Source organism: Hydrogenophaga sp. ZJX-1, from assembly GCF_048590325.1.
Lineage (GTDB): Bacteria > Pseudomonadota > Gammaproteobacteria > Burkholderiales > Burkholderiaceae_C > Hydrogenophaga.
In genome coordinates this window covers 75,465-99,921 of sequence record NZ_JBMBRA010000001.1, presented here as the reverse complement: position 1 = coordinate 99,921, position 24,457 = coordinate 75,465, and the positions used below count along the sequence as shown (strand labels likewise).

General features: G+C 65.7%; 30 protein-coding genes. 11 read left to right on the top strand and 19 right to left on the bottom strand.

Annotation, left to right across the window (positions count from 1 at the left end; all coding sequences use genetic code 11):
- Positions 1-83: 83 nt before the first annotated feature.
- From ACN5W5_RS00550 to nifH, 19 genes are all read right to left on the bottom strand, one after another.
- The gene (locus ACN5W5_RS00550; RefSeq protein WP_420046666.1) at positions 84-1,091 is read right to left on the bottom strand and encodes a tyrosine-type recombinase/integrase; all 1,008 of its coding nucleotides are present in this window, start codon (positions 1,089-1,091) and stop codon (positions 84-86) included.
- Positions 1,088-2,260, bottom strand: a complete 1,173-nt coding sequence (locus ACN5W5_RS00545) for a replication initiation factor domain-containing protein (protein ID WP_420046665.1) — start codon at positions 2,258-2,260, stop codon at positions 1,088-1,090. The genes ACN5W5_RS00550 and ACN5W5_RS00545 overlap by 4 nt, the downstream gene beginning before the upstream one ends.
- 222 nt (positions 2,261-2,482) lie before the next feature.
- Positions 2,483-2,701, bottom strand: coding sequence for a hypothetical protein (locus tag ACN5W5_RS00540; RefSeq protein ID WP_420046664.1), 219 nt, complete (start codon positions 2,699-2,701; stop codon positions 2,483-2,485).
- Positions 2,702-3,119: 418 nt separating this feature from the next.
- Complete coding sequence (locus ACN5W5_RS00535; RefSeq protein ID WP_420046663.1) at positions 3,120-3,563, bottom strand: nitrogen fixation protein NifQ; 444 nt, start codon at positions 3,561-3,563, stop codon at positions 3,120-3,122.
- 6 nt (positions 3,564-3,569) lie between these two features.
- Positions 3,570-3,881 carry a ferredoxin III, nif-specific gene (gene fdxB, locus ACN5W5_RS00530; protein ID WP_210825824.1) on the bottom strand — a complete coding sequence of 104 codons (312 nt, stop codon included), beginning with the start codon at positions 3,879-3,881 and terminating at the stop codon, positions 3,570-3,572.
- 11 nt (positions 3,882-3,892) lie between these two features.
- Entirely contained in the window at positions 3,893-4,096 is a 204-nt protein-coding gene (locus ACN5W5_RS00525; protein WP_420046662.1) for a CCE_0567 family metalloprotein, read from the bottom strand.
- Positions 4,097-4,098: 2 nt separating this feature from the next.
- Positions 4,099-4,587: a NifX-associated nitrogen fixation protein gene (locus tag ACN5W5_RS00520; protein WP_226465549.1), complete on the bottom strand. Its 489-nt coding sequence runs from the start codon at positions 4,585-4,587 to the stop codon at positions 4,099-4,101.
- The gene (nifX, locus tag ACN5W5_RS00515; protein WP_420046661.1) at positions 4,584-4,994 is read right to left on the bottom strand and encodes a nitrogen fixation protein NifX; all 411 of its coding nucleotides are present in this window, start codon (positions 4,992-4,994) and stop codon (positions 4,584-4,586) included. The genes ACN5W5_RS00520 and nifX overlap by 4 nt, the downstream gene beginning before the upstream one ends.
- Before the next feature lie 140 nt (positions 4,995-5,134).
- A complete protein-coding gene (nifN, locus tag ACN5W5_RS00510; protein WP_420046660.1) occupies positions 5,135-6,532 on the bottom strand; it encodes a nitrogenase iron-molybdenum cofactor biosynthesis protein NifN in 1,398 nt (465 codons plus the stop codon).
- 21 nt (positions 6,533-6,553) lie between these two features.
- Positions 6,554-8,056 (bottom strand): nitrogenase iron-molybdenum cofactor biosynthesis protein NifE, encoded by a 1,503-nt coding sequence (gene nifE / locus ACN5W5_RS00505; protein ID WP_420046659.1) that lies wholly within the window; start codon positions 8,054-8,056, stop codon positions 6,554-6,556.
- 262 nt (positions 8,057-8,318) lie between these two features.
- Entirely contained in the window at positions 8,319-8,798 is a 480-nt protein-coding gene (locus ACN5W5_RS00500) for a ferritin-like domain-containing protein (RefSeq protein ID WP_304922331.1), read from the bottom strand.
- Positions 8,799-8,814: 16 nt separating this feature from the next.
- Positions 8,815-9,171: a hypothetical protein gene (locus ACN5W5_RS00495; protein ID WP_420046658.1), complete on the bottom strand. Its 357-nt coding sequence runs from the start codon at positions 9,169-9,171 to the stop codon at positions 8,815-8,817.
- A complete protein-coding gene (locus ACN5W5_RS00490; protein ID WP_420046657.1) occupies positions 9,168-10,874 on the bottom strand; it encodes an AAA family ATPase in 1,707 nt (568 codons plus the stop codon). The genes ACN5W5_RS00495 and ACN5W5_RS00490 overlap by 4 nt, the downstream gene beginning before the upstream one ends.
- A gap of 19 nt (positions 10,875-10,893) precedes the next feature.
- Positions 10,894-11,379: a hypothetical protein gene (locus ACN5W5_RS00485; protein WP_177138447.1), complete on the bottom strand. Its 486-nt coding sequence runs from the start codon at positions 11,377-11,379 to the stop codon at positions 10,894-10,896.
- 176 nt (positions 11,380-11,555) lie between these two features.
- Positions 11,556-11,930 carry a hypothetical protein gene (locus ACN5W5_RS00480; protein WP_420046656.1) on the bottom strand — a complete coding sequence of 125 codons (375 nt, stop codon included), beginning with the start codon at positions 11,928-11,930 and terminating at the stop codon, positions 11,556-11,558.
- A 2-nt stretch (positions 11,931-11,932) separates the two neighbouring features.
- Positions 11,933-12,280, bottom strand: a complete 348-nt coding sequence (locus ACN5W5_RS00475) for a 2Fe-2S iron-sulfur cluster-binding protein (protein WP_177138451.1) — start codon at positions 12,278-12,280, stop codon at positions 11,933-11,935.
- A gap of 149 nt (positions 12,281-12,429) precedes the next feature.
- Entirely contained in the window at positions 12,430-13,989 is a 1,560-nt protein-coding gene (gene nifK / locus ACN5W5_RS00470) for a nitrogenase molybdenum-iron protein subunit beta (RefSeq protein WP_420046655.1), read from the bottom strand.
- 69 nt (positions 13,990-14,058) lie between these two features.
- Positions 14,059-15,522: a nitrogenase molybdenum-iron protein alpha chain gene (gene nifD / locus ACN5W5_RS00465; RefSeq protein ID WP_177138453.1), complete on the bottom strand. Its 1,464-nt coding sequence runs from the start codon at positions 15,520-15,522 to the stop codon at positions 14,059-14,061.
- An 87-nt stretch (positions 15,523-15,609) separates the two neighbouring features.
- Positions 15,610-16,503, bottom strand: a complete 894-nt coding sequence (gene nifH, locus ACN5W5_RS00460) for a nitrogenase iron protein (protein ID WP_177138454.1) — start codon at positions 16,501-16,503, stop codon at positions 15,610-15,612.
- Positions 16,504-16,883: 380 nt separating this feature from the next.
- Between nifH and ACN5W5_RS00455 the strand changes: the two genes are divergently transcribed.
- The 11 genes from ACN5W5_RS00455 to ACN5W5_RS00405 are packed head-to-tail and all read left to right on the top strand — an operon-like array spanning position 16,884 to position 24,315.
- Positions 16,884-17,342 carry a group II truncated hemoglobin gene (locus ACN5W5_RS00455; protein WP_420046654.1) on the top strand — a complete coding sequence of 153 codons (459 nt, stop codon included), beginning with the start codon at positions 16,884-16,886 and terminating at the stop codon, positions 17,340-17,342.
- A complete protein-coding gene (locus ACN5W5_RS00450) occupies positions 17,339-17,947 on the top strand; it encodes a hypothetical protein (protein WP_420046653.1) in 609 nt (202 codons plus the stop codon). The genes ACN5W5_RS00455 and ACN5W5_RS00450 overlap by 4 nt, the downstream gene beginning before the upstream one ends.
- Positions 17,948-17,967: 20 nt before the next feature.
- A complete protein-coding gene (locus ACN5W5_RS00445; protein ID WP_420046652.1) occupies positions 17,968-18,816 on the top strand; it encodes an NAD(+)--dinitrogen-reductase ADP-D-ribosyltransferase in 849 nt (282 codons plus the stop codon).
- Positions 18,809-19,741, top strand: a complete 933-nt coding sequence (gene draG / locus ACN5W5_RS00440; protein WP_420046651.1) for an ADP-ribosyl-[dinitrogen reductase] hydrolase — start codon at positions 18,809-18,811, stop codon at positions 19,739-19,741. Before ACN5W5_RS00445 ends, draG begins: the two co-directional genes overlap by 8 nt.
- Complete coding sequence (locus tag ACN5W5_RS00435) at positions 19,734-21,383, top strand: nitroreductase (RefSeq protein WP_420046650.1); 1,650 nt, start codon at positions 19,734-19,736, stop codon at positions 21,381-21,383. Before draG ends, ACN5W5_RS00435 begins: the two co-directional genes overlap by 8 nt.
- The gene (locus tag ACN5W5_RS00430; RefSeq protein WP_420046649.1) at positions 21,380-22,207 is read left to right on the top strand and encodes an ankyrin repeat domain-containing protein; all 828 of its coding nucleotides are present in this window, start codon (positions 21,380-21,382) and stop codon (positions 22,205-22,207) included. Before ACN5W5_RS00435 ends, ACN5W5_RS00430 begins: the two co-directional genes overlap by 4 nt.
- Positions 22,204-22,653 (top strand): hypothetical protein, encoded by a 450-nt coding sequence (locus ACN5W5_RS00425; RefSeq protein ID WP_420046648.1) that lies wholly within the window; start codon positions 22,204-22,206, stop codon positions 22,651-22,653. Before ACN5W5_RS00430 ends, ACN5W5_RS00425 begins: the two co-directional genes overlap by 4 nt.
- Complete coding sequence (locus ACN5W5_RS00420; RefSeq protein ID WP_290968306.1) at positions 22,640-22,888, top strand: FmdB family zinc ribbon protein; 249 nt, start codon at positions 22,640-22,642, stop codon at positions 22,886-22,888. The genes ACN5W5_RS00425 and ACN5W5_RS00420 overlap by 14 nt, the downstream gene beginning before the upstream one ends.
- A 1-nt stretch (position 22,889) precedes the next feature.
- Entirely contained in the window at positions 22,890-23,327 is a 438-nt protein-coding gene (locus ACN5W5_RS00415) for an Ohr family peroxiredoxin (protein WP_420046647.1), read from the top strand.
- Positions 23,324-23,566 carry a hypothetical protein gene (locus tag ACN5W5_RS00410; protein ID WP_420046646.1) on the top strand — a complete coding sequence of 81 codons (243 nt, stop codon included), beginning with the start codon at positions 23,324-23,326 and terminating at the stop codon, positions 23,564-23,566. Before ACN5W5_RS00415 ends, ACN5W5_RS00410 begins: the two co-directional genes overlap by 4 nt.
- Positions 23,567-23,589: 23 nt before the next feature.
- Entirely contained in the window at positions 23,590-24,315 is a 726-nt protein-coding gene (locus tag ACN5W5_RS00405; RefSeq protein ID WP_420046645.1) for a YkgJ family cysteine cluster protein, read from the top strand.
- Positions 24,316-24,457: the final 142 nt, after the last annotated feature.

Genomic DNA, 24,457 nt, shown 5'->3' with positions numbered 1-24,457 from the left:
GACAGCGCTTCATCGGGGTGTTTTCCTTGGTACTGAGAATATCTCTTGCTCTATTGAAAAATCCCGTGAGTTGCGACAGTCGCTCACGGTAACGACAATAGCTGGTCAATTCTGCTTGCAGCGAATGCCAGGCCCTCGGGGGCTATGTGTGCGTACCGCTCCACCATTGATTGCGTTTTCCAGCCCCCAAGCCGCTGAAGTTCGTGGGTTGGTGTTCCTGCCTCGCGGTGCCAGGACGCAAATGTGTGCCGGAGGTCATGCCAGCGGAAATCGACAATCTCAGCCCGCTCCAACGCTTTACGCCACGCCTTGGTGTTGACCTGAACAATAGGATTTCCCTCATAGGTAAATACATGCGTCGGGTGATGACCCTTTCGCTTGAGTAAAACTGCCATTGCGGCTTCATTCAATGGGACTGCATGAGCGCTTCCATTTTTGTGCTGATCAGCCCCCACCCAAAGATGGCGCCGCTCCAGGCTGATTTGGCGCCAATGCAGGCGGGTCACATTCGCCTGCCGCAAACCTGTAGCCACCGAAAACTGAGCCATATCTGCCAAGTGCTCGGGCAACTCAGCCAGCAAGCGTGTGAACTCTTCCCGCGTCAAAGAACGCAACCGACCGCCACTGTCTCGCATCATGCCGACCTTGGGTACACGGTCGAGCCACTCCCATTCATTGCACGCACGACGCAAGATTGTCCGAACCAGCGCCATGTAGCGATTGGCTGTCGCGGGTGCCATGCCCTTTGCCCGAACTGCTCTGACCTGGTCAAGAAGAGCCCGATTGATATCGACCAGGTCTTTCCCCCCTAGATGAGGGTGGAACCAGCGCAGCATCGACTTGTCCCATTCGTGGGTGCGCTTATGACTGGTCTCCTCCAAGAACTTCGTCGCTGCTTCGTCCCACGTCCGGCGAGGCTTCACGCCCAGCTTGTCTTGCTCCCATCGCTCCCCCTGCAGCTTGTCGTGGTACTGCTGCGCCTGGCGCTTGTTGGCAGTGCCAGTGCTTTGCATCAAGGCTTTCAGCTCCCCCTTGATCGGTGAAAACTTGACCCAGTAGTACGGCGAATCTTTGCGCTTGTAGAGGGTCATGACAACGCCCCGTTGAGCTGGTGATCCAGCATCATCGGATCTTGCCGAACGTGGTAGCTGTACGGCTCAATGCGCGTCGGGATGCCCGGTCGAATGAGTTGTTTGACTACCTCGGCATAGTCGCCACCAACCACGGCCAACATCAGGTTGACGATCTTGCCGCAGTGCAATTTGGCGTTTTCGACAGCACGGTCGTAGGCGATCTGCGCTGCCTTGGCTACCGTCTTGATGGTGGACTGCAATTCGTTGAGTACCACGAGGCAGGGGTAAGCGCCTGCGAGGTACTGCCCAGGACGAGTGAGGATGTCGTAAGGGATGTGACGATCTTGCGCACGCCATTCGACTTCTATGCGCGTCCACGAGCTCGCTGGATCGCCGAGTTGCTTTCCCTTCTCATAGCACCGTGCGTATTTGCCGCTGGCCCTCGAACCGATGCCGACTGTTCGTCCCTTTGTAGAGTCCTCACCATCGAGCCAATCCCCGAAGCATTCGGCACGCGGCTTGCGCCCACCAGCGTTGAAGCCATCGTTCTGATACTGCTCGACCGCCCAGGCGATGCTTACCAGCCTGCCCTCGTAGTCGTCATACGCGACGTCGGCACGTTTGATAGATGCCCGATGCTGCTCCAACCAGGACTGCAATGCCGGCCAGTCCTTGACCATTGAGCAGCCCTGCCCCATCAGCGAAAAGAACACCCGCCCGCGCTGACTTTCCCCACCCCAGGCCACCACACCCACCCCGTCGCCGATGCGCGCGGAATACCGAAAGCCGAACAGGCCTCTACGGTATTCGATGGTCTCGATTGCCAGGAACTGCTGCATCTGTTCCAGGACCCAGGTGTAGGACTTTTCATCGGGTGGGACGACCGAGAATGCGAGCGCATCGAGGAAGGCCACGTTCGCGGGTGCAGCGTCAACGGCATCAAGGTGTCGGGTGACGCGAACGCCCGATGGTCCACCGGCTTCAAGCTCTACCCGTTCACCGGTCCCGTAAATTTCACCGCTATCGACCGGATGCCTCTCGGCAACTTTCTTTCTCCCCGTGGTTACTACACGGGGCGCAACGCGCGACGCAGCAGCGGTCCCGCTCGTGCGAGCATCCGCTTCGCCCGGCTGGCCCGCCGCAGCGTCGCCATCTGAACATTCATCAATGGATTGTGTGGAAAACATGCGAACTCCGAAGATGGGGTTCGCTTGGGTGCATCCATGCAGCAGCGAACCCGGTTGAAGGGATTCGCAAACGCATAAGTAGCTAATCGTCGGCCTCAGGCATTTGTGCCACACGAGGAAGTTGTCGCGACGGGGCGTTTTGTGACCAGGACGCCAGACCCGTTATTTGCTACGTGGATGCTACGCGAACCACTCAAAGATGGTCAATCAGGTGTTGTCAAATCACGTCGGGACCGCGTCTGAATCACCTGGATCAACGTCTTCCGGTCCACGGAAGGAGTACGTCACACGCCGGGCTTCGGTGTCGTAGCTCACGACAACCTTGAAGCGAGGACCGATCAGGCGCAGCAGCATCGGATCATCCGAAAGCTGATCGGCAATGCCCATCACATACGGCTTTGCCCGATGAGGTGTGAGTGGAATCGAAGCCTTCTTTTTCATCTCACACACCCCGCGCCATCGATGCAGCGACCAGGTGCACGAAGCACTTTTTGTCGATCAAGGCGCGCAGCCACCGCCCGGACTCGCCACGTTTTCTCCACGCGTCCAGCACCCGAGAACGCTTCCACCGTAGTAGCCGCAGCGCTTCGCTTCATGGGGGCCACAGCCCCCATCCCCCCTATGCAAATCGCCATGCAAACATGTTTGATCATGCGTAACTCCATCGTTGCCAAGTGACAGCAAAAACGAGTCACGCGCTAGAGCCTCCGCTAGGAGGACCGCCGGGAGAGCCCTTCGTAATGAGAAGGTCGGGTGTTCGATTCATCTCTCCGGCACCACATAGAAACCCCGCACGCTGTCATGGTGTGCGGGGTTTTTCTTTTCGTGCTGCAGGTACGCGATTGGCAGGCAAATCGCGTCAAACCCGTTGTGTTTCCCCGGGTTGGGCGATCACCACGATGGGGGTGTTTTCAGGGCCAAAACACACGCTGTGTTCGGAGCAGGCCTCGCAGGTGGGCGAGCGGCAGATCGACAACTCTTCGCGCAGGCAGAGCTGCTTGTAGAGGAACTTCTTCCACCGCATGTGCTGCGTGTTGCGGGCCGCCAGGGCCGGGAACCAGTGGGCGATCAGCTGCGACAGGGCCTCGCGCGAGGGCAGGCCCATGTCCTGCCACAGGTGCCCATCGCCCAGCGTGGCACAGGCCATGGCCCACGACACCTGGCGCAGTTCGTCGGCCGGGCCCGCCGCCATGTCGGCGTGCTCCAGCAGCAGGCTCAAGACATCGTCGACCTCATCGCGCCGGCGTTGCATGCGCTCGGCCAATGCGCGCCAGTCGGGTCGGGGAGTGGCCAGCTCGGGCATGGGGGTTCAGGCCGGTGCGGCGGCGTGCGTGTAGCACTTCTTCGGGCAGATCTTCGAGCAGGCGGTGCAGCCGATGCACAGCTCCTGGTGCGCGATCGTCATGACCTTCTTTTCGTATTCCTCGTCGTCGTCATCGTCGTCGAGGTTGACCGAGATGCGCTCGCCTTCGTCGGTCAGGCCCACGAGTTCGAGCACGCCGCGCGGGCAGACCTTGAAGCAGCGACCGCAGCCGATGCATTTTTCTTCGTCCAGGGCGGCGACAAAGGACGGCGTCCAGGTGGCGCCGCTGGGCAGGGTGACGCTGAAATGTTCGCTCATGCGGTTCTCCTTCAGCTTTCAGCGGCCGCGGCAACGGCCTTGCGCAGGTCCATCAGCAGGGCGTGCGTATCGTGAGCGCGCTGTGCCACCGAGAGGATGTTTTCCCAGTTGGTGGGCAGCTCCTCGGACAGGTCGTGCAGGTCCATCTTGGCTTGCGTGGCCTGCGCGTTGGCCTTCTTCAGGCGCGCCTTGAGTTCGTCGGCTTCGGTGCTCATGGTCAGGCTCCGTACTGGGCGACTGCGGGAAACTCGCGGATCATCGCGACGGCTTCGGTCAGAAACTTGCTGCCGGCGTCGGACAGTTTGGCCAGCGACGGGAAACCGAAGCGGTGCACGTCGCGCAGCTGCTTGTTGACCACCACCAGGCGGCCGGCGATCAGCACCATGCGGCCAAAACCTTCGTGGCTCATCTTCATCATGGGCGAGACCATCTGGCCGGTTTCGCGCTCGATCGCAACCGCGATCGCGTTGTAGAAAATCTCCAGGTGCCACAGGGTCTCGGGGTCCGGGTCGCCGAGGATGGGCAGGGCGCGGCGCTCTTCGGCGGTGTGGATGAAGGGCTTGAGCAGCTGCAGGTCGGTCTTGCCTTCCCAGCTGCCGTGCGTGTCCTGCGCGCGCATCTGCTTGATCAGCTGCTGCACGAAGGGCGTGGAGAGAAAGGCCTCGTCGCTCTCGGGCGCGAGTTCGGGGGTGGCGGTGGCGTTCATGGGGTGACCTCGTCGTCTTCAAAATCGAATGCGCGTTCGCTGTCCTTGGCCATGGCCTTGCGCAGCCAGGGCGGCGGTGTGCCTTGCAGCACGACCTGCAGCTTGTCCAGAATCTCGGCGATGCTCTCGGGTTGCGGCACCTTGATCGGGTGGATCTTCATGGCCACGACGCGCGCCGCGCCCGAGCCGCCGATGGCGGCCACGTAGAGGATCGCGCAGTCCTTGATGGCTTCGAGCTTGGGCGCGAGCTTGTCCTCGTCGCCATCTTCTTCGAGCTTGTCGCCGAACTCGAAGCTCTCGACGAAGTGGTGGCCGGCGGCTGATATCTCGTAGACATCGATGCTCTTGGCCCAGCCGAAGTGCGCGTCCACGCGCTCCTTGTCCTGGGTGGCGAAGGCGATCTTCATGACGTTTCTCCTTGTGATGACAGAGGTTCCGGAATGCAGTCAGCCGCCCAGAGCACCCGTGGAACCGGCTTTGCCGGGCCACTGGGTGCGTCCCCCTGCAAGGGGGAAGACGCGAAGCGGCGCAGGGGGTTTTTCATGCTTCAGGCGCTGGCAGCTGCCAGCGGGGTGGGTGGGAGGGGCTCGTGGTGGTCCGTGCGCCTGGTGGCGAGCTGCGCTTCGGGCGTGAGCGGCCAGTCGCCCGCGTGGTGGTGGGCGATGCGCTCGATCATCAGGTTGGCGATTTCAAAGATCAGGTTCATGGTGCCGCGGTAGCCCACCGACACCTTGTGCGCGTTGCCGATGCGGTCGAACACCGGAAATCCCACGCGCAACAGCGGCTTGTTCAGGCGCTCGGCGGCCTGCCGGCCGTGCGAGTGCGTGACCAGCAGGTCGCAGTCCTTGCCCGCGGTCTCCAGGTCTTCCAGGTCACCGAGCAGCACCTGCTCGGCCGGCAGCAGCTCGTGGGCTTTGGATTGCGTGGTGCTGATGCAGCACTTCAGCTCGGCACCCATCTCGTGCAGCAGGCCGCCCAGGGCCAGCATCAGGTCGGGCTCGGCGGCGATGGCGACCTTCATGCCACCGGTGTAGAAATGGCCGTCGAGCATGGCGTCGAGCAACTGGCTGCGCTGGCGCCGGTACTTGGCCGGAACGGGTTTGCCCGAGAGCAACGAGAGGCGCTGCAGGAAGCGGTCGTTGCTGGCCAGGCCGGTCAGCCGCTCGAAGATCTCCAATGGCGTGCCGGCAATGGCCTCCAGCGCCTCGGCACCTTCGCGCGTCTGCTCGCCGATGCCCAGCGTGAAAGCCGAGGCGCCCGCGGCGCGGATCTGCTCCAGCGTCGTACCGCCCAGCGTGGTGCCGCGCCAGTCGGGCGCGATGTGACCGTCGAGCGAGCCCGAGACGTCGGGCAACACGATGGGATTCAGGCCAAACGCCTGGATGGTCTCGCGCAGCTCGTCGATGTCACTCGGCGTGAGGTGACTGCCGGGCAACAGCGTGACCTGGTCGGCCACCACCGGCAGCGGTTTCACCTGCGACTTCACGATGGCGGTGATGGCGTGTTTGAAACCGTCTTCGAACGCACCCACGTAGTCGGGCGTGGACACGTAGATGATCTCGGTGTCGGCCAGCTCGGGGTGGCGCTTGCGCGCGGTGACGAGGTAGCCGTCGACGTCGTCGCCCTTGGTTTCGGTCAGGCCGGTGGAGCAGATCGCGATCACCTTGGGCGCCGCGCGCTTGCGGATGTTGAGCAGCGCCGCCTCGATGTTTTCGTAGCCGCCGAGGATGGTGGTCACCTCGTTCATGGCCGTGGTCTGCAGCGGGATCGCTTCCTTGAAGTGGCGCACCAGCAGCACCAGACCGAAGGAGGTGCACCCCTGCGAGCCGTGCATCACCGGCATGCAGGCGTCCAGCCCGAGGAATGCAAAGCTCGCGCCCAGCGGCTGGCTCATCTTGAGCGGGTTGACGGTGCAGGCTTTCTTGGATTCGACGACGCGGGCCATGGTGGTTTCCTCAGAGTGGCGTCAGACCGGGATTTCTTCGGGCTCCAGGCCCATGGCGTTCGCGGCCACCGCGCTGAGGTGGTCGGTTGACGAGGCCGTCACGGTGGGCGTGACCGCGCCCAGGGTTTCGCCGTCGTCGCCCCAGGGTGCGGGAATGCGCACCTGCTGCCACACTGGGTTGAAGATCGCACGATCGATCTCGTGCACCAGCTCGACCATGCCTTCGTAACCGCCGTAGGGGTGGTGGCGTTCCTGGTTGATGTCGAGCCAGGGCATGCGCGCCTTGAGCGCCACGAACTGCGAGCGGCCGCCGCTGAGCATGATGTCGGCGCGCGCTTCTTTCAGCATCGCGTACATCTCGCGCGGCGTCATGTCGTCGATCATGTGGGCGTCGGCGCCCTCGCCCATGATCTCCTTGATCTTTTCCTTGTCTTCCTTGGTGCTCTTCTTGACGCTGGTGCCGACGATTTCCATGCCGCCTTCCTGCAGCGCCGCCACCACCGACCAGGACTTCACGCCGCCCGTGATCAGCAGCACACGCTTGCCCTGCAGGCGCTTCTTGTATTCGGCGATGCGCTTGTAGGCGCGCGCTTCTTCGACCTCGATCAGGCGCTCGGTGCGTTCGATGAGTTCGGCGTCGGCGCCCTGCTTCACCAGCAGGCTGGCGATCTGGCGCAGGGTCTCGCTCATGTCGCTGATGCCGTAGAACGAACCTTCGAAATACGGGATGCCGTAGCGCTGCTCCATCTTGGTCGCGATGTTGATCATCGACTTGGAGCAGACCATCATGTTCACCTTGGCGCGGTGGGCGCTGGCGATCTCGTTGTAGCGACCGTCACCCGAGATGCACGAGAGGATGCGGATGCCCAGGGCGTCAAGCAGCGGCTTGACCTGCCAGAGCTCCCCGACCAGGTTGTATTCGCCAATGATGTTGATGTCGTAGGCGGTGGTGAACTCGGGTTCGACGGTGCCGATCACGTAGTCCAGCAGGGCCTCGGCGCCGAGCTTGTTGCCCAGGTTCTTGGGGCCGGCGAAGCCGGGTGCGTTGACCGGGATCACCGGCTTGCCGAACTTCTCTGCGGCGCGCTTGCAGACGGCTTCGATGTCGTCACCGGTCAGCGCGGTGACGCAGGTCTGGTAGACGAAGACCGCGGGCGGATCGTACTTTTCGATGATCTCGCGGATGGACTTGAAGAGGCGCTTTTCACCGCCGTAGATCACGTCGAGTTCGTTGATGTCGGTGGTGAAGCCGCTGCGGTAAATGGTGGAGCCCGACGAGGCGCTGTGGCGGTTGTCCCAGGAGTTGCCTTCGCAGGCGATGGGGCCGTGCACCAGGTGGGCCACGTCGACCACGGGCTGCAGCGCGATCTTGGCGCCGTCGAAGGCGCAACCGCCCGCGGCCGCGCCGGGTGAGAGCTGCTTGGTGCAACCCTTCTTGCGCTCCTTCTCGCTCTTGCCCTGGTTGATGTCGCAGCCGGGTTCCTCGAACACTTCAGCGATCTTGGCCTTGAGCGATACAGACATGGCGGACTCCAGACAATGCAGAGGGTGGTTGTGAGCCTCTTTGCAAGTTGGGTGCCAGGCCTTTTTCAGCCGATTCAGGCCCTTTTTCGCTGAGCTGTGGCGGGTTTGAAGGGAATGTCGCGGTGGCTTTCCGACACCTGGCTTTCAGGGCCCGCCATCGCCGCACGAAGGGCAGCCAACCCAAGGGCACCGCCGGGCCGGCTTCGCCAGACGGCCAGTGCCGCCCCCACGGGGGGTGACGCGCAGCGGCGCAGGGGGGGCCTTACTTCTGCATGGGCAGCTTGGCGCCGCTGCGGTGCAGCTCGATCCAGCGTTCCAGCTCGGCCACATGCTGGGCCTCTTCTTCCACAAACTCTTTGGCCAGCACCTTGATCTCGGGGTCGGTGGTGGTCTGCAGCACGTTGTCGTAAAAAGCCAGGCCGGCGCTTTCGGCGTCGAGCGCCACCTGCAGGGCCTGCTCGATGCCGATGAACGGATCGGCGGCCCAGATCGCAGCAGCCTCGGGGCTTTCGATGTCGGGCCACTGGTAGTCGGCCTCGGCCAGCGTCGGCAGGTTGCGGTAGCCGGCGCGCTCGCGCGCGTCGCCCAGGTGCAAGAGCGAGTAGTCCGCGAGCTGACGGAACAGCTGGGCCACCTCGGTGTTGCCGGCCGTGCGCATGGCGTCAGCGAGCTGACCGAAACGCAGCGCGGCTTCGTTCTCCAGCTGGATGGTGTGGGCCAGAAATTCTTCTACGGAGTCCATGTCAATCTTCCTTCGGTCAAAAATCCAGTTCGAACCAGGCCGGCTCTTTCTGGCGCAGCTTGGCGATCAGTTCCAGCGTGGCCGGCACCAGGGCGTGGATGCCATACCAGACCTCTTCGCGCCGCGGCTGGCCGTCGCTCTCCAGCAGGCCCTGCAGCCGGCCCCAGCCGTGCCAGTCGAGCTGGACCAGGCGCAGGCGCAGCGGCTCGGGCCAGTGCGCCAGGGTCTGCGCCATGCGCAGCAAATGCATCTCCACACAGGCCAGGGTGTTGGCGCTGGCGAAGAGCTCCTCTTCGCCCTGCAGCTCGGCGAGCAGGCGCGCCATGACCTCGCCGCTGTTCTGCAGGATCAGGTACTGCATGCGGGCGATCATGGTGTGCTCACCGGGTCGAGTCCACGGAACATCGCGCAGCGCAAAAACACCTCGCGGCTCGCGCCGACCTGCTTGTGCCGGCAGTACTTGGCGACCAGCTTGGCCAGACCCTTGATGTCACGCCCGGTCGCGGCCGGGAACAGATCGGCCAGCATCTGCGGCGTGCCGGGCGCCAGCGCCAGCGCGAATTGCTCGCCCATCACGCCCCAGATCCGCGCACGCGCAGCGGCATCGGGCGCGTGGTAGCGGATCAGCGCGATGCAGCGTGAGACGATGGCCTCGTCGATGTCGTCGACGCGGTTGGTGGTCAGGAACAGCAGGCCGTTGAAGTACTCCAGCACGCGCAGGAAGACACCGACCACGGCGTTCATGGTCAGGTTGTCGTCGCGCTTCTTGATATAGACGTCGGCCTCGTCGATCAGCAGCACCGCCCCCCAGCGCTGGGCGCGCTGCAGCACGTCTTTCAGCGCCGTCTCCATGGTGGCAACGTTCAGGCCCAGCTGACCCGAGTGCACGCGGTAGAGCGGGCGCTGGATGATCTCGGCATACACCTCGGCGGTGAGCGTCTTGCCGACGCCGGGCGGGCCGGCGCAGAGCACCGTGGTGCCGCCGGACTTGCCAGCGATGATGTCGTCCATCAACACGTCCATCTCGGCGGTCAGGATGTCGATCAGGTCGGTCTGCTCGGGCGGCAGCACCAGCAGCTGCTTGAGCTGGGGCTGGTAGGCATAGGGTTCGAGGTCGTCCACGTGCACCCACACATGGTGGTGCAGCTCCAGGTGGAACATCAGGATCAGCGGGTGTACCGGCAACTGGCGGAACAGGCTCGGCCGATCTTTCAACGCGGCCTTCAGGGCCAGCACGTCCTGCTCGGCGTCGTACTGGCTGCTCTTGGCGGCCTTGTTCAGGTAGTTGGTGAGCAGCTCGCCGGGGGTTTCCAGACTGGTGTCGCGCTGCTGCAGCACGGCCTCGTCGTTGACCAGGCGCGCCGCTTCGCCCTGGGCCGAGAGGATCACGATGTCCTTGCGCAGCCAGTCGCTGTCGCGGTGGGTGGCGCTCGGGTCGGGTGCGTGAAAGGCCAGCCCGCGGCCGAGGAACTGGGCACCGCTCTGCGCACGCCAGTCGAAGTAGGTGGCCACCGACGTTTCGTACGCGCGCAGCAGTTCGGGCGTCTCGCGCACCAGGCCGCGCGCGAGCAGCAGCTCGGCCACGCTGCGGCCGATCACGTCGTTGCCCGAGAGACGCAGGGTCTGGTTGAGCAGGCCACCCTTGGCGTTGGCCTTGAGGTCGATGTAGACCTTGCCGGTTTCGTCGTTCGAGGGCGGCGTGTAGTCGATGCGCGTCGGGCACCAGGCCAGCGGCACGCCATCGGTGTCGGCGCTGAACAGCCAGCCGTGGGTGCTGCCCTCGGCCAGGTAGGCCACCAGAGCGGGCACCACGTCTTCCAGCGTGTCTGCGGTGAAGCGCTGGGCGCCGGGCACACCGAGCAGGTCGCGCAGCGAACGCAGCTGCACGGCGCGGCGCTGCTGGGCCGGGCCGCCCGCGTCCCAGAGCTGGTCGAGCCGGTCCAGCACCGGCGCACTGAGCAGGCGCAGCCGGGTCTCGGCGTGCTGCCCGAAACGCAGCTGGTCCGTCAGGCCGGCGAGCTCGGGGAATTCCTCCGCCAGGGTCTGGGCATGGGTGCGTTCGATGCGCAGCTTCATGGCCGTGGATGGGTGGGGATCAGTTGTCGTCGGCCAGCACTTCCAGCGCCACCAGCTGTTCGTACAGGGCGCGCCGCGCGTGCCAGTTGTCTTTGCCGGCGATGCGCGGGTCGGCTCCTTCAAACGCGCCGATGGCGTCGCGGTCGCCGCGGTAGACACAGGTGAGTCCGCCGCGTGCGGCCAGCGCGGCCTCCAGCGCCGCGGCCTCGCTCACCGGCTCGGCGCTCAGCACGCCGCTGCCGAGCAGGTGGTCAGCGCGGTACAGGGCCGTGTCCCAGCCGTGGCTGTCGCCGAGCGCGCAGATGGCCGGGTAGCGTTCGCGCGCCAGCGCATCCACCTCGGCGTGGCCGATGTCTTCGAGCAGGCCGCGCGCGGTCAGCTGGTCGTGGATCTCCCAGGGCTCCAGCGGATCACCGGCCGCGACCTTGCGCGCGAAGTCGGCCTCGTCGTAGGCGAACCAGGCGCGCGGGGCGGCTTGTTCGGGCACTTCCACCACATAGATCATGGTTTTCTCCGTGGGCCGCAGCCGGTTTTCAACGCCAATTCACCTTTACCAGTCACCGGAGCGCGGCCCCTATGTCTGAGGGGGCGTACCCCAGGGCACCGCCGGGCCGGCTCCGCCGGACGGCCAGTGCCGCCCCCTTGAGGGGGTCGCGCGCAGCGCGGCAGGGGTGGGCCATGTCACTCCACGCCTTCGGCGGCGGACTTCGCCCAGACCGCCTTGCGCAGGCGCTGGGTGATGCCGGCCGGACTGGCGTCAAACTGCCGCTGCGCAATCGAAAGAGCGCCCTGGGCCACAGCGGCTTCGGGCAGGGTCAGGGGCAGGCGACCGGCCACATGGGTGGCACCGGGCACCGCCTTGGCGATCGCCTGGCGGTTCGGGTGTTCGTCCATGGCGATCAGGTTGTCCGCCTCGCGCACACCACCCAGACACACCCAGCCGTCGATCACTTCAACCTTGCGGCCGTCCTGCGTGGTCTTGATGTAGACCGCCTCAAGGGCCGTGCTTCCCGAATCATCGAGAGCCGGTGCTGTGGGGGTGGCGGGCGTGTTCATGATCAGAACTTCACGACGATGTCTTCGTTGCGCACGATGAACTGGCAGGCCAGACGCCATGGGGGCGGCAGGTCCTTGGTCTCGGCGTCGGCGATCTGCTGCGCCGTGATCTTGCCGGCCAGCTTCAACACCGTCTTCTCTTTTTCGGTCAGCGCCACACCGTGCGGCGTGTTGCCCGAGAGCACGGTCACCTGCAGCTGGCAGGAGCCGCACTCGCCGTTTTCGCACTCGAAATCCAGCGGAATGTTGTTGGCCTTCGCCACCGCCAGCAAGGTCTTGGTGTCACCCGCGATGGCATAGACCGTGAGGTCCTTCTTCATGCGCGGAGAACTGAATGTCACGTTGGCCATAAAGCACCTCAAAAAATGAAATATCCCCGCACTCCAACCGAGCCACCGGGGAAAGGGAAGTCCACCCCAGGTCGCCGCGGAACCGGCTTTGCCGGGCCGCCAGCGGCGCCCCCTGAGGGGGAGCGCCGCCAGGCGCGCAGGGGGGAGCCTTACCTGATGATGTCGTAGCTGTAGTCCGTCTTGCCCGGAACAATCGTGTTGGCATCCAGCGTCTCGAAGAACTCGTCGAGCAGGGTGACCAGCACGCGCATGCCGCCTTCGTAGCCCCAGGTGGGGAAACGGTGGTAGTGGTGGCGATCGAAGATCGGGAACACCATGCGCACCAGCGGGGTCTTGGTATCGCGCTCCAGGTACTTGCCGTAGGTGTTGCCGATCAGGAAGTCCACCGGCTCGGTGAACAGCAGCGAACGCAGGTGCCACAGATCGCGCTTGGGGTAGACCTTGCAGCCGGCGCCGTAGGGCGACGAGTCGAACAGTTTCTGCACCTTGGCGGCCCAGGTTTCGGTGCCGTTGGTGGCCAGCACGTGCGAAGGTTCGGCACCGAGTTCCAGCAGGAACTGGGCGTAGCCGAGCATCTGGTCCGGGTCGCCGTAGAGGGCGTAGCGCTTGCCGTGCAGGTGGGCCTGGCTGTCGGCCATGGCGTCGACCAGTTCGCCGCGTTCTTTTTCCAGCTCGGCCGGGATCGGCTTGCCGGTCAGGCGCGAGATTTCCATCAGGAACTGGTCGGTGCCGGCGACGCCGATCGGGGCGTTCAGCGTGACCACTTCCTGGCCGTGTTCGGCGATGAACTTGCTGGTCTTCTCGCAGCAGAATTCCTGGAACACGATGGTGGCCTTGGCGTGCAGCGCGGCAACCACTTCTTCTTTCGAGGTGCCACCGGCGTACATGCGGAACTCGCCATCGGTGGGCGTGTTCCAGTTGCCGGACGGGTCACAGATGATGTTCACCTGCACACCGAACAGATCGAAGATGCGGCGGATTTCCTTCATGTTGCCGACGACGTAACCGTCGAAGCCACCGATGAAGTTGATGCTGTCGTTGGGTACGCGCACCAGGGGTTCGGTGGTCTTGGCCTTGCCGTCCCAGAAGTGGCGCAGGATGCCCAGCAGCGCGTTGTCGTAGCCGGTGATGTGGCTGCCGACGAAGGCCGGGGTGTGGGCAAAGGGCACGTCGAACTCGTCGGGCACGCTGCCTTTCTGCTTGCTGGTCTTGATGAAGGCGTCGACGTCGTCACCGATCACTTCGGCCATGCAGGTGGTCGAGACGGCGATCATGTCGGGCTTGTACAGGCTGTAGGCGTTGGCCAGGCCGTCGACCATGTTGTTCAGGCCACCGAACACGGCGGCGTCTTCCGTCATCGAAGAGCTCACGCAGGACGTGGGTTCCTTGAAGTGACGGCTGAAGTGCGAACGGTAGTAGGCCACGCAGCCCTGGCTGCCGTGCACGAAGCTCAGCGTCTTCTGGAAACCGTTGGCGACGTAGACGGCGCCCAGCGGCTGGCAGGCCTTGGCCGGGTTCACCGACAGGGAATCGCGGGCGAAGTTCTTCTGCTTGTAGTCTTCGGTCTTGGTCCACTCGACGATCTGCTTGATCGATTCGTCGCTGTGGTTGAACTCGAATTCCGCCTTCTTGTTGCGGAAGATGTCCTGGTACTCGGGCTCACGGAACAGCAGTTCGTGGTCGAGGATCTTGTCGGCTGATTGGGGCATGGTGCTCTCCAGAGGATGTTGAGAATTCAAGGAGCGGGCGACCGGCACAAGCCAGGCCGCCCACGGTCTTTAGGCTGCTTTTTTCCAGGGAGCCTTGGTCAGGCCCCAGATCGGAGAGCTGATCGCCATGTCCATGTCACGGGCGAAGATGGCAAAGCCGTCGTAGCCGTGGTAGGGGCCGGAGTAGTCCCAGCTGTGCATCTGGCGGAACGGCACGCCCATCTTCTGGAACACGTACTTTTCCTTGATGCCGGAGCCGACCAGGTCGGGCTGCACCTGCTCGACGAACTTCTCGAACTCGTAGCCGGTCACGTCGTCATAGATCAGCGTGCCGTCTTTCACGTAGTGCGTGGTGCGCTGGTAGTCGTCGCCGTGGCCGAATTCGTAGCCGGTGCCGACCACGTCCATGCCCAGGTCTTCGTAGGCGCCGATCACGTGGCGCGGACGCAGACCGCCCACGAACAGCATGACCTTCTTGCCCTGCAGGCGCGGCTTGAACTTGTCGATCACGGCCTGCATCAGCGGCTTGTACTTGGCGATGACCTCTTCGGCCTTGGCCTTGATGCTGTCGTCGAAGTGGCTGGCAATTTCGCGCAGGCTCTTCTCGATCATGGTCGGGCCGAAGAAGTTGTATTCCACCCATGGAATGCCGTACTTCTCTTCCATGTGCCGGCTGATGTAGTTCATCGAGCGGTAGCAGTGCAACACGTTGAGCTTGGCCTTGGGCGTGTTCTCGATCTCGGCGATGGTGCCGTCGCCGGACCACTGGGAGATCACGCGCAGACCCATTTCTTCGAGCAGGATGCGGCTGGACCAGGCGTCGCCACCGATGTTGTAGTCGCCGATGATGGCCACGTCGTAGGGCGTGGAGACGAACTCGGGGCGCTTGTTCGGATCGGTGCGGTCGAACACCCAGTCGCGGATCGCGTCGTTGGCCAGGTGGTGGCCGAGCGACTGGCTCACGCCGCGGAAACCTTCGCAGCGCACGGGCACGATGGTCTTGCCTTCGTATTCCTTGCTCTTCTTCTTCGACACGGCTTCGATGTCGTCGCCGATCAGGCCGATCGGGCACTCGGACTGGATAGAGATGCCCTTGTTCAGCGGGAACAGCTCTTGAATCTCATCGATGATCTTGTCCAGTTTCTTGTCGCCACCGAACACGATGTCCTTTTCCTGGAAATCGGAGGTGAACTGCATCGTGACGAAGGTGTCGATGCCGGTGGTGCCGATGTAGTAGTTGCGGCGCGCGGCCCAGGAGTACTGGCCACAACCCACGGGACCGTGGCTGATGTGGATCATGTCCTTGATGGGGCCCCACACCACGCCCTTGGAACCGGCGTAGGCACAACCGCGGATGGTCATGACGCCCGGCAGGGACTTGATGTTGGATTTGACGCCGCAGTCCGGCTTGCCTTCTTCGAACGAGCCCAGGTGCTTCGCCCTGCGCTTGGCCATCTTTTCGGGATAGGCCTTCAGCACTTCATCGATCAAGGCTTTGTTCGTGGCCTTGCGGTCTTCAACTGTGGCAGTCATGGGTAACTCCGATGGATATTTGGTTTGCTTGGGTGATCAAGACCGACCCGCCGGCACAAGCCAGGCGGATCGGACTTGCGGGGCCGTTCAGGCGGCGGCCAGGGCGGCGGCGGCCGCAGCGGCCTTGCCGACTTCGGACTCGTCGATCTGCTGCATGATCCCGAACTCCATCAGCATGTCTTCCAGCTGGTCCATCGTGATGGGGGTGGGGATGGTGCCGTTGCCAGCGTTGTTGTGGATCTTCGAAGCCAGGGTGCGGTACTCGGCGGCCTGCTTGGAATCGGGTGCGTACTCGATCACGGTCATGCGACGCAGCTCGGCGTGTTGCACGATGTTGTCGCGCGGCACGAAGTGGATCAGCTTGCTGCCCAGCATGCCGGCGAGGGCGTCGGCCAATTCGAGTTCCTTGTCGGTCTGGCGCTCGTTGCAGACCAGGCCACCCAGACGCACACCACCCGAGTTGGCGTACTTCAGAATGCCCTTGGAGATGTTGTTGGCCGCGTACATGGCCATCATCTCGCCCGACATCACGATGTAGATCTCTTGCGCCTTGTTTTCGCGGATGGGCATGGCGAAACCGCCGCACACCACGTCACCCAGCACGTCGTAGGACACGTAGTCCACGCCGTCGTAGGCGCCGTTTTCTTCCAGGAAGTTGATCGAGGTGATCACGCCGCGGCCAGCGCAGCCGACGCCTGGCTCAGGGCCACCGGACTCCACGCAGCGGATGTCCTTGTAGCCGATCTTCATCACGTCTTCGAGCTCCAGGTCCTCCACCGAACCGGCTTCAGCGGCCAGCGAGAGGATGGTGTCCTGTGCCTTTGCGTGCAGGATCAGGCGGGTCGAGTCGGCCTTGGGGTCGCAGCCGACGATCAGGATTTTCTGGCCGAGGTCGGACAGAGCAGCCAGGGTGTTCTGGGAAGTGGTCGATTTACCGATGCCGCCTTTACCGTAAAAGGCGATTTGCCGAAGTTTGGCCATTGCAGTACTCCATTCAGGAAAGTTAAAGAACCTAAGCAAGCGTTGCCGCGACTTTGGGTCAGCCTTCCGTGCCTGTTGGTCTTATTGCTCTAGGTTCACGTCGGCCGGACTGGTGTCCGCGCAGCCTCCTCTTTGCAGCTTCCGTGCCATGTTGTTTGGCCTCTGTTTTGTCGCTCTTGAAACAGGGCCGCTACAGAGGGAAAAGCGCACTTTTCGGGGCTCGCGACGGGCGCCGAAAGGGCTTTGTCCTGTTCCCGACAAAACGGCGAAATCCGTCGCACACACATCGCGTCGAAGGGTCGCCGCGGCGGCTTTGTGTCGCATTTGATGGCCGCGGGTGGACAAATCCGCCTGGTACGGTCATTGCTCTTTAGAGAGGCATGAACCTGCCCCACGCGCTCACCACCGAACCGGTCGCTCCGCCCTCGCACTTTGAAGCGATCGGTGGCCAGGCGGCGGTGGACCGCCTGGTGAACGCCTTCTACGCGCAGATGGACAGCCGGCCCGATGCCACTGTCATCCGCGCCATGCACGAGCCCGATCTGGGCCACACCAAGGCCGTGCTGCGGCTGTACCTGGCCGAGTGGCTGGGCGGCCCCAAGGACTACACGGCGCAGCGCGGCCACCCGCGCCTGCGCATGCGCCACGCGACTTTCCCCATCGGCGTGCCCGAGCGCGACGCCTGGCTCGCCTGCATGGACGCCGCGATGCAGCAGACCGGCGTGCCGGCGGACCTGCACCGCGTGCTGATGGCGGCCTTCTTCAAGACCGCCGACTGGATGCGCAACACCCCAAACCCCCCGGCAATCCCTGCCACCAACCCGAAGGAAGCTCCATGACCGCCACCCTGGCCACCAAAGAGATCGACGACACCGCGTTCGCCCGCCTGGACGACGAAGGCCGCCTGCTCAACCCCCTGCTCAAGGGCAGCACCAACAAGTTCGGCCGGGTCGGCTTTCGCGGCGAACTCGCGCTGCGTTTTGCGCCCAAGCTGGCCGACGAAGCGCGTCCGCCCGAACTGCTGTGCGGCCAGACCATGGCCGTCGGCACCGTGGGCGAGAAGACCCTGTCCTTCTTCGCCGGCTACCTGCTGAGCTTCGAGTACCTGAAGGACGTGGCCGAGGTGCTGGGCGACACCCTGAGCGCGGGCGGCAAGTACTTCCTGTTCTGCAACAACATCGACCTCTCGAAGAAGTACCAGGTGCCTTACAAGGGCGCGATGTTCTACGTGCTGCCGATCGACGAGGCCACGGTCTACAACGAACTGCTCGACCTGTTCTACCTGGAAAAGGGCGACCTGAAGAAGAAGGACACCGCGGGCAAGCTCGACGCCATCGCCGACGCCGCGCTGAAGTTCGACGTCACCTTCGACACCATCACCTACGACGAAGGCCTGACGCTGATGGGACCGGTTCGCAACCCGAACGAAAACCGCCCCGTCTGATCCGACCTCCTGAGCCGGCCGTGGCAAGCGATGAAGGCTTTGATCAGCCCCAACGCTGGACCAGCACCAACCTGGTGGGGGTGTCCACGGCCTGGCTGGCCAGCACGGGTTTCAACCAGCGTGCGCCCGAGCTGCACATCGCCGGCACGCGCGAGACCCAGCCGGGTCTCTTCGCGCTGCTGGACCGCTGCAACGACCTGACCCAGGCGCGCGAGGTCTTTGTGCACTACCTGTCCATCGCCTTCGGTCTGCAAGCTCCCGAGAAGTCCGCCAACGGCAGCGCGGCATCGGCCGGGCCACGGCGCTGGCGCGGCAGCTGGCGCCGCCTGCTGCAGGGCTGGGGCATGGACGCCAACGGTGTCGCGGGTGCGGTGCTCAAGGGCTGGGTCGAAAGCCGCTTCGGCCTCGTGCCCACGTTCCACAAAGCGCCGCTGGCGCATTTCCCTTCACCGGCCTGGGTGGCCTACCTGGAAGAAAAAACCAGCAGCCGCCACCACAGCAACAACATCCACCAGCAGCTCGACCTGCTGTACGAGTTCTGCCAGTGGGCGCTCGCCCGCTTCCCACTGCCCGCGCCCCAGATGCAGGGCCCCCACGTGCGGCTCTGGCGCGGCAGCAACCGCGTGGAAGAGCAGCTGCTGCAAGGCACGCTGCGCGAACGCCGTTGCCGCGTTCGGCTCAACAACATCGTGTCCTTCAGCCTCAGCCCCGAAGAAGCCTCGTGTTTTGGCGACTGGGTGTTCGAGCTGCTCGTGCCGCGCAGCAAGCTGCTGGTGTTTCCCGGCCTGCTGCCCGGCCAGGTGCTGCAGGGCGAGCAGGAAGTGATCGCCCTCGGTGGCGACTACGACGTGGTGGCGCGCTATGACTGATCGTTTTGACCAGGTGCTCGGCGCCTACCTCGGTCTGGCCATCGGCGACGCCCTGGGCGCCACGGTGGAATTCATGCGCCCGCGCGAGATCGCCCTGCAATACGGGGTGCACCGCGACATCGTGGGCGGCGGCTGGCTCAAGCTCGCGCGCGGCCAGGTCACCGACGACACCACCATGTGCCTCGCCCTGGGCGACGCCCTGCTGAAGGCTGGCCCTGCCGGCCTGCAGAACTTTGTGGCCCACGGTGACGAAACCCTGGTCCGCGGCATCGCCGAGGCCTACGTGGGCTGGTGGCGCGGCAAGCCGGTGGACTGCGGCAACACCTGCCGCCGCGGCATCCTGCGCTTCCTGCAGGATGGCAGCCTGTCCGGACCCTACAACGACGGCGACGGCGGCAACGGCGGCCTGATGCGCAACCTGCCCGCCGTGCTCGCCACGCTGGGGGACGACGCGGCCTTTGAGCGCCTCGCCATCGCCCAGTCGCGCATCACCCACCACCATGCCCTGTCCGACGCGGCCGTGCTCGGAATCGGCCGTCTGCTGCGCGGTTTGCTGGCGGGCGATGACCAGGCCGAGCTGCAGGCCAGGTCGGCGCGCTGGGTGGCGGCCGAACCGGTCTTCCGCTTCAGCCCCTACCGCGGTCGCGCCACGGCCTATGTGGTCGACACGGTGCAGACCGTGCTGCACTTCGTGGGCCAACACGAAGATTTTGAAGAAGCCCTGATCGCGACCGTGAATCAGGGCGACGACGCCGACACCACCGGCGCCCTGGTGGGCATGCTGGCCGGCGCACGTTGCGGCGCGGCGCGGCTGCCCCAGCGCTGGCTGCGGCGGCTGCAGCCCGCCACCGTGCGCGCCATCACCGACCAGACCAGCGGCCTGCTGGCCCTGGCGCAGAGCCGGGAGGACCTGGCCCATGCCTGAAGCCACCCTGGCCGTTGCGCACGACGCCGCCGTGGTGCAGGGCTACCACGCGCGCACCCGGCACCACCTGAACGGCTATGCCGCCGGCCCCGACACCCTCGACTGGGACGCCCAGCCCGATCCGTTTCGCCGCTTTGCCGGCTCGGCGCTCACCCCCCTGCCGCTGCCGGCCGACGGCGAGACCTTGCCCTGGACCGCGCTGTTCGCCGCTGGCGGCCCGGCCCCCCGCGCGGCCACGCTCGACCACCTGGGCCTGCTGTTCGAACTCTCCTTCGCGCTGTCCGCCTGGAAGGCGTTCGGCCCGGACCGCTGGGCCCTGCGCATCAACCCGTCCAGCGGCAACCTGCACCCGACCGAGGTCTACCTGATCGTGCGCGGGTTGCCCGGCCTGGACGACGGCGTGCACCACTACGCCCCGCAGGCGCACGCGCTGGAGCAGCGCGCCCGCTACGCACCCCGGCCCGGCCCCCAGCCGACCCAGTTGCTGATCGGCTTCAGTTCCATCCACTGGCGCGAGGCCTGGAAATACGGCGAACGCGCCTTCCGCTACTGCCAGCTCGACATGGGCCACGCCATCGGCGCGCTGCGTTATGCCGCCGCGGTGCTCGGCTGGCGGATGCGCGCGCTCGGCCTGACCCACGCCGACACCGCGGCGGCGCTCGGCCTGGACCGTGCGGGCGACTTCAGTCCCGCCGAACACGAAGAAGCCGAAGCCCTGTTCGAACTGCTGCCCGGCGCGACCGACGCAGCCCCGGCCGACCCCGTGCACTGGCTGCCCGGTGCCACCTGGACCGGCCTGGCCAACCGGCTGGACCCGCGCCCCATGTACCGCTGGCCCGTGATCGACGCGGTGGCGCAGGCCTCACGCCGCGGCGTGCGCCGGCCCGTCAGCGCCCTGCCACCGCTGGGCGCGCGCCAGCTCCTGCCCGCCACCCAGGCCACGGCGGCCGACCTGATCCGCGGGCGCCGCAGCGCCCAGCGTTTTGACCGCCAGGCCCGGCTCGGCATCGATGCCTTCTGGCCCCAGCTCGCCGCCCTGATGCCCGCGTCCGCCGCGGACGGTGCTGTCCCGCTCCCCTGGGACGCGGGCGGCGCGGAAGATGGGCCGGCCGTGCACGCGGTGGTCTTCGCGCACCGGGTCGACGGCCTGGCGCCGGGCGCCTACCTGCTGCCCCGCAACACCACGGCCCAGCCCGCGCTGCAGGCCGCCCTGCCCCACCTGAGCTGGCGCCCGGTGCCCGACAGCCCGCCCGACGTGCCCCTGCTGGAGCTGGCCCTCAACCCGGCGCTGGCCGGCACGCTGCGCACCCTGAGCTGCCACCAGGCCATCGCCGCCGACGCGGTGTTCGTGGTGGCGCTGCTGGGTGAGTGCGGCAGCGCGCTGGCCGGCAGACCCTGGCTGTACCGCGAGCGCCTGCGCGAAGCCGGCCTGATCGGCCAGGTGCTCTACCTCGAGGCCGAAGCCGCCGGCCTGCGTGGCACCGGCATCGGCTGCTTCTTCGACGACCCGGTGCGCGAGCTGCTCGGCCTGGGCGCCCCGGGCACCGAGGCCTGGCAGGTGCTCTACCACTTCAGCGTCGGCCTGCCGGTGACGGACGCGCGCATCGCCAGCACCCCCCCCTACCCGGAGCCCCGCCCATGAAAGGCCAACGTGTCTTCCGCCGTCTCACCGTGGCCGAGCTTGGCCCCTGGTGCGCGGCCCACCCCAACGCCCTGCTGCTCGACGCGCGCGACGCCGCCAGCCATGCCCGCGACGGCTGGCCCGGTGCCGTGCGGCTCTGCAGCGACAACCAGGACACCCTGCTGCTGCGCACCGCCCGCACGCGCCCGGTGCTGATCTACTGCTACCACGGCAACGCCAGCCAGACCTGGGCCCAGATGTTTGCCGACTTCGGTTTCACCGAGGTCAGCGACCTCATCGGCGGCCAGACGGCCTGGGTCACGGCGCAGAACGCACCGGCCCCAGCCGCGCCACCGCCGGCACCGCCCGCGCCGCCGCGCAAACCACCCACGCAGGCGCTGTCGGACTGGCTGCGCGCCGAAGGCTTCGACGACCCCGATGCGCGCGGCGCACACGGCAACACGCCCCTGATGCTCGCGGCCTGGCGCGGTGACGCCGCCATCGTGAACGCGCTGATCCAGCACGGCGTGACGCTGGACGCGGTCAACCGCGACGGCAACAACGCACTCTGGCTGGCCTGCGTGCACGGCGATCTCTCGGGCATTGAGCGCCTGGTGCGCGCCGGCGTGCCCATTGACCAGACCAACACCACCGGCGCCACCGCGCTGATGTACGCCTCCAGCAGCGGCAAGGCCGCCGTGTTGCGCCAGCTGCTCGCCCTCGGCGCCGACGCCAGCCTGCGCACACAGGACGACTTCAGCGCGCTCGACATGGCCGCCAGCATGGAATGCCTGCGCCTGCTGCGCCCGGCGCGCCAACCCACCCCCAGCGAAAGCCCCACATGAGCCACCTTGTTTTTTTTGAAAAGCCCGGCTGCGGCGGCAACGCGCGCCAGCGCGCCGCGCTCCTGGCCGCCGGCCACACGCTGGAGCGGCGCAACCTGCTGACCGCGCACTGGACACCCGAGGCCCTGCTCGAGTTCCTCGCGCCGCTGCCTATCCCCGAGTGGTTCAACCGTGCCGCGCCGCGCATCAAAAGCGGCGAGGTGGTGCCCGAGGCACTGGACGCCGAGGCCGCCCTGGCCCTGCTGATCGCCGAGCCGCTGCTGATCCGCCGCCCGTTGATGCTGAACGCCGCCGACGACAGCCGCCACGTCGGCTTCGACACCGCGGCGGTGACGGCCTGGATCGGCCTCGAACCCTCGGCGCAACGTCCGAACTCGCTCGAAGGCTGCGCCTCGCCCACCGAATCCTGTCACCCCCCCACCGGAGGCCAACATGCCCATGTTTGACTACCACTGCAAGGCCTGCCAGGCCGACTTCGAGCTGCTGGTGCGCGCCAGCACGGTGCCCACCTGCCCGCACTGCGCGAGCACGGAGCTGGAGAAGTGCGTCTCGCGCATCGCCCCGGCCGGCAAGATCGAAGCCATCCGCATGTCCAACCGCCGCCTCGCTGCGGCACAGGGCCACTTCAACAACTACAGCCCATCCGAACAGGCGCGGCTGCTCAAAGGAAAGCGAGTCTGATATGGATCTGGTCTACAAAACGACGATGCTGACCCAGGGCGGTCGCGGCGGACAGGTGCAGAGCGAAGACGGCAGCTTCAAGCTCAAGCTCGCGGTGCCCAAGGAGATGGGCGGCAGCGGCGAGGGGCCGAACCCCGAGATGCTGTTCGCGGGCGCCTTCGCGGCCTGTTTCGAACACTCGATCCGCCACATCGCCAAAGCCGACAAACTGCCGCTGCGCGGCTGCTACGTCGAGGCCACGCTGTCGATGTACGTGAACTTCGAAGGCGCCTACCGCATGGCGCTCAGCCTCACGGCCACGCTGGCCGGCCCGCTGGACCAGGTCACGGCCGACAGCCTGATGGAACGCGCCAAGGGCATCTGCCCCTACGCCGACGCGACCAAGAACAACATGAGCCTCAACCTCAAAGCGGTGCTCGACACCCCCATCACGGCATGAGCACAGACGCGGGCTTCTTCATGGACTGGGACGGCAACGTGCGCCGCACCGACGACCCGGGTGGCGGCTACCGCTGCGATGTCGACCGCGGCGCGCGCTACGTCGGTGTGCTCTCGAAGTCGGGCGCGCTGGTGCACGAAGCCACCTTCTACAAAGACCAGGCGGCGCTGGACAAAGCCGGCATCAAGGGCACGCTGGTGCCGGGCAGCCACCCCTGGGGCAAAGAGGGCGCCATTTAAGACAACACCCGGAGACAGAGACCATGAACGACGCGGCCGACCACGGCGCCGAAGCCTTCTTCCGCGAGCAACGCGGTGCCTTTGAAAGCACGCTCGCCACCGGCGGCCCCGAGGCCGCGCTGCTGCAGGCCTGGGACAGCTTCGACGGCAACGTGGCGATCCAGTGCGAGGGTCAGCCGCCGGTGGCCTGCGGCAAGGGCTGCGCCAGCTGCTGCGAGCTGCGCGTGACCGCGCTCGCGCCCGAGGTGTTCGTGCTGGCCAACTACCTGCGCGCCACCGCGCCCACGCTGGCGGGCCACGGCATTCACCTCATCAACGCCGTGCGCGAGATCGACGCCACCACCCGGGGGCAGGACGAAACGGCGCGCGTGGCGATGCACCGGCGCTGCGCCTTCGTGGTGAAAGGCGTGTGCCTGATCCACCGCGCGCGGCCGCTGGCCTGCCGGGGTCACGCCTCGCACGACCGGCGCGCCTGCGTGGACGCCGCGGCCGGGCGCGTGAGCGAGGTGCCGTTTTCCGGGCCGCACCGGATGGTGCGCATGCTGCTGCAGTCGGCCTTGCAGGCCGCCCTGCGCCAGCAGGGCCTGGCCTGGGGCGCCTACGAACTGAACCACGCCCTGGTGCTGGCGCTGGACGCACCGGATGCGCAAGCCGACTGGTTGCAAGGTGCCGACCCGCTGGCGGAGGCGGCGGTGGACCTGGACCAGCGCGAGGCCATGGCGGCGGGGTTTGACGACATCCCCCGTTGAGTCGGGTATGCGGGTGCCGACTGGGCAGATTTGGCGGGCTGCGACAGTCTTTTGCAGACCCGATTGAGTCTTTCAACACCACTGCTGTCCGCCCGTTTTGCAGCGATTGCCGTCGGTCGCGGTCGGGAGCTGGGCTCACTCT